Below are 13,107 nucleotides of genomic sequence, written 5' to 3' on the forward strand. Positions count from 1 at the left end.
AGTTCTGGGTAATAAAGCATTACTGTTTCTACTATACCAAGTCATTGAATATGACTATTCTTACTTTTTTGCTACAGGCCCAAAAAGTAAGTAAAAAACCCCGCCGCTGTGTATCTTTTCGGCTAAAATTTATGGCCTCCCGCACACAGGCAAACTCCTTAGTTTTTGGTTTAAATATTTGCCTTGCTTTTTTATTGATTACTTAACCAAAAACTTCGTCATACAGTGCCTGTGCCCTTGCTAATCCCTGCTTAAATTTCTTAACGCCGAAAAGCTACAAGGCGGAAAATATTTTACAAATTGTATTGAACCCTAATCAGTTATATTTAAAATACGTCATTCCGAGACTTTGCAGGGTATTTGCGTCGAGGAAGTCGAAGGAATCTCCAAGGTAATGAGATTGCCACACCCTTTACCTACGCGAAACCTCCCCAAAAAAGGGTTCGCAATGACGGCACTCCAATTTATAACGTTGCCGTTATAAATTGGAGTGCTATGGCCGGGCCACAACTACGAAGCGGTGTTGGACCTAGTGATAGAAGTTTTCTTTAGCTAGATTTTCACCCCATCACAGATCACTTCATCACCCCATCACCCCATCACCAACTCAGATCAAGGCGCATAATAATAATTAAATCGTCCAAGTGGGGCAACATCGCCATGTAACAGAAAGTCCATTATTTCCCCACCTGCCTGCATATTATCTGACCATTTGAATTCAATGTTCACAGTCTCTTTTAATTTCAATACAGCTTTTGGTACTTCTATTTCCATTTTGTTGCCTGACATCTTCCAATTCAACTCGCCTGCTTTTTCCCAGTTCCATCCTCCTGTATTCTTCTCAATGGTAGCTTTATCTCCGGGGATTGATCGGTTTATTATAAAATCATAACCTTCCCAACCCGTTTCTCTAATTCGATCTGTGTCAATAAATAACCTCATCCAGGCTGGATTATCTGCCGAGCTCAGCGGATTTGCAGTTTCTACATAGAAATAGAGATTCTCATGGTCACTAGTAACTTTGCTTGCCACTATATCATTTCTACCTGAGGTATTTTTATACACCAAATCTCCCCAGCCAGGACTATTTCTTTCAAGGGTATTTCCCTTATGGGATTTGAATTCCGGCGATACATCTTCCCAATCTCCAAACTGACCATCAATGCTGATGCTTTGATTTTTGGTAAACTTAGGCGGCTTGGCTACCCCTTTAAACTTTCGAATATTGGCTACCATCTGGTAATAATAGTTGTCACCATGTCCGCCCTTCATGGGTTCAATGTCCCGGCTATTCTCCTGATTGTATTGGTCCGGAAAAGCGTTGTGCTGCTGTTGCCATTCTTCAAATCTACCAGCAATCCACTCATTCCATCCTGTAATAAAAACAAACTCCGGATCAAGCTCAAAAGCCCTTTCCCATTGCTCCTGAAAATTCAATCCGTAATTGACTGCTTTTGAATCCTTCGAATGACCATTTGCATCCGTATAACTTCTGCCAAAAGATCCCGGGGCATTCATGGCTGTAAGGCCCCTATCTTTGGACCAATTCTGGGAGACTCCCACCGTTACCTGCTCAAATCCCCCCTTATTGTCTGGGACAAAACCATGTTGAGGAGCTATTTCTAACCAACCCCAATGATCTTCTCGCATAGGCCCTTTATGGTATACCGGCTGTCCAGGTCTAAATGTAAAAAACGCTCTGATTTCCTCATGCAATTTACTGGTTTCAGGATCTCCTTCAATAGCTGTAAAACGATCAGGGTATCCCATTATTAATGGTTTCCCTTTCCAATAAAACCATAGGTCCTGGTACAATCCCGGTGCATAAAGCTCTTCGTACAATTCCTTGATCGCCTCGAGGCTACCATCTGTAGGCCAAAAGGCCATCATGAAAGCAATCTGAGGGGTTTTAATGCCATTTTTCCGTGCCTCCGTGAAAACTTCAGCAAGTGCCATATAAGATTCCTTCCAGGTGAAGGAGCCATTGGTACAATCAAACATGACCATGTCAACACCTGCGTCAGCCAACATCTCAGCATGTTTGTACAATACCCACCTGTCTGTATCCAAGTAGTATCCATAGAGTGGCTCCGACCAAAAGAAAGCGCCTGCTTCTTTTTGAGTTGGCCATATCGGGTCATTGTAATCGTTGATCGCTTCAGGCTTTTTTGCCAGAATCTCACTGGCATTAAATGCTTTGACACTATTGTTGGATTGTTGGGTATGCCAAGTCCAATAGAATATACCCACAAATTTATCCTTTTTAAGGGGGCCCACTTCTTCATAACCCGGAAGTGAACGACCTAAATTATCTGTAGCAGGAAGGTGCGAACTATAATTCATCAATTCATGCTGTGCTTCAACCTTGGTAAAAAAACCGATATTAAAAGCAAGTAACCCAATGATGGTGAATAATTCAGATGTTTTCATTTTATTTTCTTTGTATGTCTTACCTCATCCCAAGATGAAATTCCAATTATATTTTTTGCAAAGCTTATTGATTCAAGCTCACGATCTGTTCCCAGATCTCTGTATACATACCACACTGGTTTCTTACCTGCAGGATCCTCTTTATCGTCTGGGAATTTTCTAAGGCCTATTCTTAAACCACCTTCAGACCTGTTGTCCAACCAATTGTGAAACTGGAAAGCGTCAATCCCATCCAAAACTTCCATCTTTTTCCACAAATAAGCAATACTGGCTGCCTGTTCATTCAAATGTTTGGGCGTATAATCTCTGGAATTAGGCCCCTGTTCTGAGAGAAAAACGGTGCGCTTGGTTCTATTCTTAAATTTGACATAGGGCTGTTTTACCCATGCATCCAAAACTTCAATATTTTTGAAGGTAATCAAAGGTGTATCAAAACTGAAGGTTGCTTTTTCGTCCAACCAACTTTTGGGTTCAAAAAGAGATTCCGGGTAAGGGTGGTGGGCAATCCCCCAATCAAAGTCTCCTTCAAGATCACTGTATTTGATAAGAATTTCCAGCAAGTCCCTGGACAAATAAAAATGTTTATCCACCGTCCAGTTCCAATAGTGAGTAAGGGTAATAAAAGCTTTAGAATGTGCATTGTACTGCTTGCCTATATTATTGATTAGTCGAAGAGATTTATGATAGGTATCCATAAATGTAAGGCTATCGGTCTCACCCATATTGGTCCAAACCCATCCTGCATCCACTTCGTTATGCACAATCCAATGGTGTACCCTGCCATGATCTCCCTTGGGATTGCTGTACCTTTTGGCTAAGAAATCCATTGCAGCGGCATATAGATGTACTGACTCCGGATTGGTAAGATTGGCCATGCTATAGATGCCCGAGGGATCACAATCCGGATGTTCCAGAATGTCTCCTATTTTATTATCAGGGGTATTCACCGCTTTATCTATCAAAATTATAGCAGAAGTGATTACACCTCTTTTACTAGCTTCTTTTAATGCTTTGTCATGCTTTTCTACCCACTTCCTATCAGCAAAATATTCCTTCCCATTGTACTTAAAGGTCATGGTTTCAACAGAAGGGGTAGTTCTTAACATTTTGGAAATCCACATATTGGTGGTGATACTACCTACACCCAGTGAATCCAAATCAGTCACAAAATCATTGCTATGGAAGTTACCTAGACCTTTTTTATTTTTCAGCACTGCTTCCTCTAAGTCAAAAACCGGCTCAATTTTATCCATATAGCGAAGATGGGATTGGAGCTCAAAACGATCGTTTTCCTTCTTTAAAATCACCCACCCTGACAATAAGCCATCTTGCTTGAAATCACCCTGGTTTGAATACCTTGGAACATGAACTTCATACTCACCCTGTGATTTTGAAATTGGATACATCAGTTCAAATTCCTTGGCCTTTGTCACCTGTACATGCATTGGAACTTCTGCTATATAATAATTGGGGCTCATTTTAGAAAGGAAGCCACTGATAACTATTACAGAATCCAAGACATTGATTTCTGTAATTGAATTAGGGAAGTTAGTATTCAAATAAGACAGCAATTCAGTCTTGTATGCCTCTTTTTCCTTCAATAAAGCCTCCTTGTCTTGAGCCTTTCGAATTTCACTTGCATTGGGTTCCCTAAAACTAAAATTTCTAAACTGTCCGGTATATCCGGCCCCTCCTCCAAAATCCAAGCGCAATACATCCCCTGGCTTCCCCCAACCTTTCGGTATAGCTTCCCGAACATCTATTGAGTGACTGCTCCACCCTTCTCGTATTCCTAAAGATGAATACAAGCTGTAGTTTTCCTCCACGGGAGGCCCAAAGAAAACCTGAAAATTATTCAGGTATTCTGTGGAAAAATACTCAAATGTGAATATGGTCTCCTCTTCCGAAATTTCAAAGGTCAATGGGACCGTAAATAAATAAGGATCAGGACCTATCGCTGTTATGCTATAACTCCCCTGCTTATCATTTTTAATCTCAATATTGTTTTGGTTTTCATAGGAAATTAGGATTTCACCTTGTTGCCCGAAGGAATTTGATACAGCTAATAAAAAGAATAAAATGGTTTTTAAGCTGTTCATTTTAGCCTGTTATAATATAGTTCAACCTTCCACCTGGGGCAACATCTCCATTGATGTACCAATCCAGTGGGTCTTCTTCGTCCTGCATGTTATCCGACCACTTAAACTCCAGGTTTAACTTCCCTTTTAATCCTTCATCATTAGACCTTGGCAGGGTTATCATCATTTCATTGCCAGAAACCACATGGTCTACTTGTCTTATGGTCTCCCAATTTCCATCCTCATACTTTTGAAGTTTATTCCCTAGAACTATTCGATAGTCATACCCCTTCCAGCCTGTTTCAAAATCCCTGTCGATATCGAGATAAAGCCGCATCCAATTTTCGCTATTGTTTGGAGATATGGGCTTGCTAGTTTGGGCATAAAAAAAGATGGATTGTTTATCTCTAGCTACCTTTAAAGTCTGAAAATCATTTCTACCGGTCAAATTGGTATAAGTAACTTTTGGATCAGATTGGGCGCCTAAATGATTTCTTGGGTCTGTTTCACCAGTATAATCTGTAAATTCTACTTTGACATTTACCCAATCTTCTAATCCTTTGATTGTCTTTTCTTTACCAAAAGTCATAGGTGCTACTCCTCCTTTGTAGCGCCGAACATTTCCAATAAGCTGCATGTAATAATGGTCTTTCAAACCGCCAGTACGGGTAGGTTCAATGTCCCTGCTGTATTCTGGACTGGCCTGATCACAAAACCAAGCGTGTTCAGGATTGTCATCATGGCTTTCAAATTTCGTGGCAATCCATTCATTCCAACCTGTTACGAAAACAATGGGAGGATCTACCTTTAAAACATTGTCCCATTGCTCCTGAAAATTATACCCCATTATAATGTCTTCAACTGGGTTTCCTTTTTTCCCATTTCTAAAGCTTCTGCCCCAGTTGTCCTGGTTTCCATAAAATGCCGATCCTCCCATTCCTGCTGTAGGATTAGGATGCTGGGCCACTGAGACGTTCATGATCTCTACTTCACCTTTATGGTTTTTGTGTAATTTTTGTTGTCTCTGGAACTCAATCCATGGCCAGCTATTCTCTTTATAGGGTTCATTTGGCCATTGGGATTCTCTGATGGTAAAAAAATCACCAGCTTCTTTTCCTTGTAACTCGGAGGAGTGACCAAGGATCATAGGCTTTCCATCGAGATAATACCAAGATTCGGGATGGTAGAATTTTGCCCCTTTCTTATAGAAAGTGTTATATACATCCTCCATGGTTTCTCCAGATTTAGTGTTGGTGTAAAATACAATTTTAGGAGGGGTTTTACCCTGCTTTCTTATCGCCTCCATGGCATTCATCAACACATTGGCCCTATCTGCATAGATCAACCGGTTGGTGGCATCTATCACCAACAAGTCGACACCAGCATCTGTAAGTAATTGGAGGCTTCGCAAATGCACCCAATAGTCATCCGCTCGGTAATAGCCATAAATAGGCTCTCCCCAATAATACATTCCTCCACCTCCCCAGTGTGGATTATCAAAGTCATTCAATACCTCAGGATGCTGTGGGATAATTTTACTTAGGTCAAAATGTCTGGCCGATGTATTGTCGCCATGCCATAGGAAATAAAACATGGCAACCGTTCTTTCTTTTTTATCTCCTATTTCGGCATAAGTAGGCAATGTTCTTCCCAAATCATCCGTACCTCCTGTTTCCTGCGCCTGGGAAATGGCTACAAAGCCTAACCAAAGGCTGACATTAAACAGTACTTTCCTATTGAACTTGATATATATATTTGAAACCATTAATCTAACCATCCTGGATTTTGCCAATTTTCACCTGTTAAACCTACAATTTTATTGACCTCCGATTGATCAATAGGATACCTTAAATATTTATCAGCTGCCGAACCTCTATTTTCAAAACGGAACCGCTGAAAATTGGTACCACCCTCCTCTTTAGTAATGCGCATGCCTGTAACAAACTTGTCTGTTTCATTAAGAATATTCCATCTTCTCACATCAAAAAACCGATGTTCTTCAAAAGCCAACTCTATCCTTCTTTCATTTCTATACTTTTCTTCAAATGCTTCCACACTCATTCCGGAAGGAAAGCTTGGCATTCCAGCCCTTTCTCTTACCGCATTTACAGCATCTCTGGCGCTCATAGATAGACCGTTTACAGAAATGGCTGCATCTGGTCCACTGGATTGATAGGCCGATTCGGCAAAATTGAGGTATAGCTCTGCCAATCGAAACAGGCGGATTGCTCCATCTGCATTGTTGTTTAAGCCTGATTGATGGTTATTAAATTTTCTTAGGTAATATCCTGTTCTGGTATTTCTCCTGTTTGTATTGGAGATTTCTTCTTCGCCACCGACGAAAGTTTCTACCTTTTCACCATCAGGCTGATCAAGGTATCTTACCGCACCATTGTAATAAATGGAGGCATAGAATCTTGGATCTCTGTTGGCATAAGGGTTTTCAGGATCATAGCCAGCATTTGGATTGACAATAGGGTTCAATTTATCCGAATCAGAGTATCCCAATACTGGACTTTCTCCATTGCTCATTTCGTAGCTGTCTACAAGATCCTGCGTGGGGCAAGGCCCTGTTCTTTCCATACCATCATTTGTAGGCAAGCCCGCAAATTTCCAAACTTGCATTTGATCACCCCAATGGTAAATGGTTTCCTTATCCACTGCCCGCTGATCATTGGAACTTGTTATAAAATAGAGGGCATAGGAATTTTGAGCGATATCGGGTGAAGTTGCTACATCAAACAATTCGTAACCATTGCTTAAACATTGGCTGAGTGCCTCCGCATTAATCGCAGCCGCATCCTCCCAAGAATAAGTACCATCCGACCATAAATCACTGGCGGCATAAGTGACGGCCTGGGATTTTATCGCATAAGCAACTGCTCTAGTCATGATTCCGTATTGATTGTCGTAAATATCCCAAGAGAAACCATCTCTTCCAGAAGGAAAAGCCAAGGCAGCGTCACAATCTTCCAGAATGAAAGCCACGACTTCAGCAAAGGATGCTTTAGTATCAGTGGAAAAATCATGTCCAATTTCTAAAGGGGTATCAAAAATAGGAACACCTCCATACCTTTTGACCAACTGAAGATAATACAGGGCCCTTAAGGTGTGGGCCTGTGCTTTCCAGGATGCTTTTTCATCCTCTGTAGCATAAACAGTGGCCGTTTCAATATTTTCAAGAAAAACATTGCACTTTCGTATCCCTTCGTACAACCTATTCCAAGGACTACCATCTGCAGAATAACTGGGGTAGGACGTGGGGGTGACATTTCCTCCATACCAAACCACATAATTTGAGCCTGGAGTGACATCGTCTGCATCCTGGGCTTCGTCTGTATAGGAAGACCTGTCCATATATGGTTTGGGAGCATGGCCATAGCAGGAATTAAGGTAACCCCTTGTTCTGTTATAATCACTGAAAACTTCATCCATCGTTATCCTTCCATCACTGGGAAGGTCTAATTGTTCGTTACAGGCAAGGCCTGAAATGAAAATGAAGGTAATAAATATATATTTTATACAATTCATAGCGCTAATTATCAAAATGTGACACTTAATCCCAGATTATAAACTCGGTAAACAGGAAATCCTGAATAACCTCCCCCTTCAGGGCCAAAGTCTGAAGTTTTCAGCTTATCCCAGGTTAAAAGGTTCTGCCCGCTGAGAAGTACTCTCGTATTATCTGATCTGAAAATTCTAGAAACCGATAGCGGCAACGTATACCCGACCTCCAGGTTTTTAAGTCGAATAAAAGACCTGTCAAAATTCACAAAATCGCTAGGTTCATGATTGACAGATTTAGCCAATGAAAGTGCAGGAAAAGTGATAGGTTGATCATTTGCATAGCGCTCAGCTGTCCATGCATTTTGGTGTAGACTACCAAAAATACCATCAAATTCAGTTTCCAGAATACCTGTTCCACCTAGGAGAGTAGAGTAATTACCTAGCCCTTGAAAAAGAAAGTTTAGATCGAAAGCCTTAAAGGTAAGCCCACCTGACAATGCATAGGTAGTGCGTGGAATACTCCCATTTCCAATGGGAGCATAATCCCTTTCGTCAATATTACCATCACTATTCAAATCCTGATAGATCAAATCTCCTACCCTGGGCACTCCAAATGCATAGCTAAGGTCACTTGCTTCTAGTTCAGCTTCAGAATTGAAATAACCGTTACCATTGGAATAATCTACCAAATAGCCAAACTCCTGTCCGAATGAGTATCCTTCCTCTCGCTGCCTGAAAACATAATCGTCGGTACGTTCAGCTTCATTCCAACTTATGATTTTGTTTTTATTGTAGCCATACATTCCTCCCAAATAAGCAGAAAAGTTTTGGTTAAATACTTTTTTATAATTGGCTAAAATTTCAAAGCCTTTGTTCTCAAATTGTCCACCGTTGATCTGCGGATAATTGGACAATGGTACACCTTGATAGGCAGGAATTGTAGCAAGGGCACTAACGATCATGTTGTCCATGCGCTCTTCAAAAACATCCACGGAAAGTGAAAAGGCATTAAATATGCCCAGGTCAATTCCAATATTAGTTTTAGTGGAGATTTCCGCTGAAATATTTGGATTCCCTACTAGATTTTCATTGACAATGTACTGAAGGTAAGGAATAAGCCCCCCCTGACTTGCTGTCACATTGTCCAGATAGGCATATCTTGCAATACCTGTTATATCATTCGCTGTTTTACCATAAGATGCTCTCCATTTCAGATTGCTCAACCAAGTGGCGGTAGATGTAAATGATTCATTGGAAATTACCCATGCGCCTGCTACTGCAGGTGTGGTCGTGTACCTTACATCTCTGGCATATTGTTCAGATCCAGAATAGCCCACAACCAATTTAAGCAGGTATCGGTCGTCAAAAGAATAATTCCCTTCAATTCCAGAACTTACCCTATTGTAGGGCAATAGACCGGGGGAGGAATTGTCTGCTTTGGTTAAGTTTTGGTAAAACATGTAAGCCATACCCGAAACTTTGCTGGCGCCAAACTGCCGCTGGTAATTTAATGAACTATTGTAAGACAAGTGGTAATAGTATTGGTGGCCTTTGCCATAAGCCAATGGGGTATTCTGTTCTGATCCTTTCTTGACAAATTCCAGTTCATTTAATTCATCCGTTCTTAGCCAACGTTCAAAATCCTGGGTGGTACCCAAGCTACCAACAGAATTAGTCTGGTAAGCAAATACACCAGAGAGGTTCAGCCCATCAGTAAGGAAACCCATGTCTAGGTCTAAGCCAAATTGAGAGGCAATATTAGTCACTGTATGATTGTAATATCCTGATCTGTTAAGCATCCCATAGGTGGGAGACGAAACCCTTTCAGTAGTCACAACCTGACCAGCACCCAGGGAGGGTTCACCGTCAGCTGTCAATTCAGGAATAACCGGCCCAAACATCGTAGGAGGTATTTGAAAAATGCTGCTATAAATGCTCTGATTGCCTATTCCCGAGGTGTGTTCACGTTTAATGTTCCCACTTAATCTCACAAAACCAGAAAGCAGTTCATTGAATTTCATATCAACGTTCGATCGAAAATTCACCCATATATTTTTGGGACTGGGGTCATAATTTGTCTGATCGGTTTTAAATTGCCCACTTTGATGCATAAAGTTGACATTGGAGAAAAATTGAACCTTATCATTACCACCTGTAATATTTACACCCACTCTTTGCATGGTGGAAAAATCCTTAACAAACCTTGAATACCAGTCATTGCTAGGATAATTAGGGTTGTTCCCAAGCTGAAATTGTTCAATTTCACTATTGGTGTACAAGTATTCCTCGCCAAAGCCATCATTAAAGGCTGCTTGATTTCTCATTTGTGCATATTTTCCTGCGGCATAATACATGGGTTGGGTAGTAACCTCCTGTACAGAATGGTCCAATCTCGCTTTGACTTGAAGAGGTCCTTTTCTCCCCCTTTTGGTAGTAATAACGATTACACCATTAGCGCCTTGTATGCCATAAATGGCTTGAGTAGAAGCATCCTTTAGTACAGAAACAGATGCTATTTCATTTGCAGATATATATTCTAAAATCTGGTTGCTATTATAAGAAACAGGTATTCCATCAATCACTACCAGTGGTCCGTTTTTTCTGGCTCCGGATATTCCTCTAACAAATAAATCAGTATTTGCTCTGGATAATTCAGAAAAAGTTTCCTGCGTTGTCAACCCAGCAAATCTTCCAGAAAATGTTTGGCTAAGGTTTGCTACTGGAGATCGTTCCAGTTCTTCACCTGATACAGTGGAAACGGATCCTGTAAGCTCTTTTCTTGACTGAAATCCATAGCCCAAAGCTATGACATCATCTTTCCCATGCCTATCAAATGCCAATTCAAGGTCTATGTTACTTTTATTGTCAATTTGAACTTGCCTATTGGCAAATCCTTTTGCTTCAAAAAGCAGAAAAGTTTCAGATATAGGAAGGCTCAATGTATAGTTACCTTCAGTATCAGTGTAAGTTCCCTGATCGCTGGTTCCTGAATTTATTAATACACCTTGAATGGGTTGCCCGATTTCATTTATTACTTTTCCAGTGATAGTAGTCATCGCGTCCTGAGCCATAGCCTGGCTGCCTTGCAGGTAAACCAGCAGGCACAAGAAACTTAAAGTAAGTTTTATATTTTTTATATATCGTTTCATTTTGAGTTCTTTATAGTCTTTCAGAAAAACTTATAAGGGTGTTTTACCAACCAGGAGTTTGCCAATTAATTCCTGTTATCGATTGAAGTCGATTGGCCTCGTTAAGCGGAATGGGTACATGTAAAAATTTATTGGTATAATTCTTACGCTCAACTTCTCTCACATTCCTTCTTCCATGAGTAAAGGTTCCGTCTTCATTTCTAATAATTTCAGCTCCGGTAATCCATTGGTCTGTTTCCGAAAGATCTCCTTCAGGAGAAGTCCACCTACGCACATCAAAATACCTGTTTTCTTCCATTGCCAATTCTACTCTTCTCTCATTTTTGATTCTAAGAATCAATTCTTCCTGGGTAAGTGATTGTGGCAACTCAGGCATATTTACTCTTGCCCTTATCTCGTTAACAGCAGCAGTAGCTTCCACCAAATGGCCTGCTTGGGCCGCAGCTTCAGCCAGGTTAAGCAGTAGCTCTCCTAATCTGTAATATTTCCAATTGGCTCCCCCTATAGGATTATCACCTCCAGAATTTGGATGCAAAAATTTCCTCTGAAAGTAACCTGTTCTAGTAGCCCTTCTTGTAGTGGGATGAATACCTGTCTGCGGTTCGCCTACATAGGTCGCAATGATTCTCGTTCTATTACCAATACCTGCAGGGTAATTCTCATAAGACTCAGGTGCTTCAGCAAAATTCCATAGTGCTTTTCTTTTAGAACCGTTGTAATAGATTGACGCATAAAATCTTGGATCCCTGTTTTCGTAAGGATTTTGAGGGTCATAGCGTGAGTTATCTGGGTTGTAATTTGGATTTAGGTGCTGGTCATCCAGGTATGGATTTTGTAAATTTAAAATTGGCTCCCCATCAATTGTTTCATAGGAATCTACCAGCTCCTGTGTAGGGCAGGTTCCGGACTTGTATCCATCTTGGGCCCCTATGCCGTCAATATTAAAAATATTGCCTTGACCCTCACGGCTTTGGTATATTGTTTCTTTATCCACAGGATTAGGAGAGTAAGCAGAGGTCTGTGTAAAATATTCATTATACAATGCTGCATAGGGATTATTATTCTCTCCAAAATAGGCTACGTCTGAAAGGTAAGTCTGGGGTAAATTCACCTGATTATACAACTCATAACCATTGTTCTTTAGGTTTTGAACCGCATTAAGGTTTATTTGGTAAGCTTCCTCCCAATGGTTTTGCCCATTATTATAAAGTGGGCTGGCAGCAAATAAAATGGCTGTAGATTTAATGGCCTCAGCCAAAGCTTTGTTTACCCTTCCTGCTTCCCCTCCAGAAGTAATTCTCCAGGGCAGTTCGTCAATAGCGATGGCCGCATTGCAATCTTCAAGTATAAACTGTACTACTTCATAATAACTCGCCTTTTCAACCGTAGAAAAATCATCTGAAAATTCATAGGGCGTCCTTACTATGGGAAGGCCGGTCCCATACCATTTAAGCATTTCCATGTAGTAGAAAGCCCTTAATATATGGGCTTCAGCTTTCCATCTTTCCCTGTCCTCGGGATTGTCTACTGTAGCTTCATCAATTCTCTCCAGAAACATAGCAAGGTTGCGGATAGAACTCCAGTACCGGTCCCAATACGCACCATTATTTTCGTTGCTCCATTGGACCGCTGGATGATTGGCTGCAGAAGCATCACCATTATACATTCTCCCTGAAGTAAGCCAGGATTCTGCTTCAGCATCGGTATCCCAAGATTCATCACTCCAGTTCACTGGACCTCTACTCCAAAAAAAGTACCTGGTTCCCTTTACGGGTAAATTGGTATAACAACTGTTGAGAAATGCTCCGACTTTATCGTTGTCCGAAAATACTTCTTCAAGTGAAATTTTACCATCGGGAGCCATGTCCAGCACATCAGTACAAGAAAATGTCAAAATGACCGATAGCAATATTGCTAGGTTTATTTTTACTAATTTCATCGTT

The 13,107-nt window shown here is 40.9% G+C and carries 6 protein-coding genes; all 6 read right to left on the minus strand.

Features of this window, described 5'->3' with window-relative positions; all coding sequences use genetic code 11:
* Window positions 1–612: 612 nt before the first annotated feature.
* The 6 genes from AAC073_RS23785 to AAC073_RS23810 are packed head-to-tail and all read right to left on the minus strand — an operon-like array spanning window position 613 to window position 13,103.
* Window positions 613–2,430 carry a hypothetical protein gene (locus AAC073_RS23785; RefSeq protein WP_339926286.1) on the minus strand — a complete coding sequence of 606 codons (1,818 nt, stop codon included), beginning with the start codon at window positions 2,428–2,430 and terminating at the stop codon, window positions 613–615.
* Window positions 2,427–4,529: a DUF5722 domain-containing protein gene (locus tag AAC073_RS23790; RefSeq protein ID WP_339926287.1), complete on the minus strand. Its 2,103-nt coding sequence runs from the start codon at window positions 4,527–4,529 to the stop codon at window positions 2,427–2,429. Before AAC073_RS23790 ends, AAC073_RS23785 begins: the two co-directional genes overlap by 4 nt.
* Window position 4,530: 1 nt before the next feature.
* Window positions 4,531–6,300, minus strand: a complete 1,770-nt coding sequence (locus AAC073_RS23795; RefSeq protein ID WP_339926288.1) for a hypothetical protein — start codon at window positions 6,298–6,300, stop codon at window positions 4,531–4,533.
* Window positions 6,273–8,039: a RagB/SusD family nutrient uptake outer membrane protein gene (locus AAC073_RS23800; protein ID WP_339926289.1), complete on the minus strand. Its 1,767-nt coding sequence runs from the start codon at window positions 8,037–8,039 to the stop codon at window positions 6,273–6,275. Before AAC073_RS23800 ends, AAC073_RS23795 begins: the two co-directional genes overlap by 28 nt.
* Window positions 8,040–8,050: 11 nt before the next feature.
* A complete protein-coding gene (locus AAC073_RS23805) occupies window positions 8,051–11,164 on the minus strand; it encodes a SusC/RagA family TonB-linked outer membrane protein (RefSeq protein WP_339926290.1) in 3,114 nt (1,037 codons plus the stop codon).
* Between the two features lie 43 nt (window positions 11,165–11,207).
* Entirely contained in the window at window positions 11,208–13,103 is a 1,896-nt protein-coding gene (locus AAC073_RS23810) for a RagB/SusD family nutrient uptake outer membrane protein (RefSeq protein WP_339926291.1), read from the minus strand.
* Between the last annotated feature and the right edge of the window lie 4 nt (window positions 13,104–13,107).

It is taken from the genome of uncultured Cyclobacterium sp., from assembly GCF_963977555.1.
Taxonomy (GTDB): Bacteria; Bacteroidota; Bacteroidia; order Cytophagales; family Cyclobacteriaceae; genus Cyclobacterium.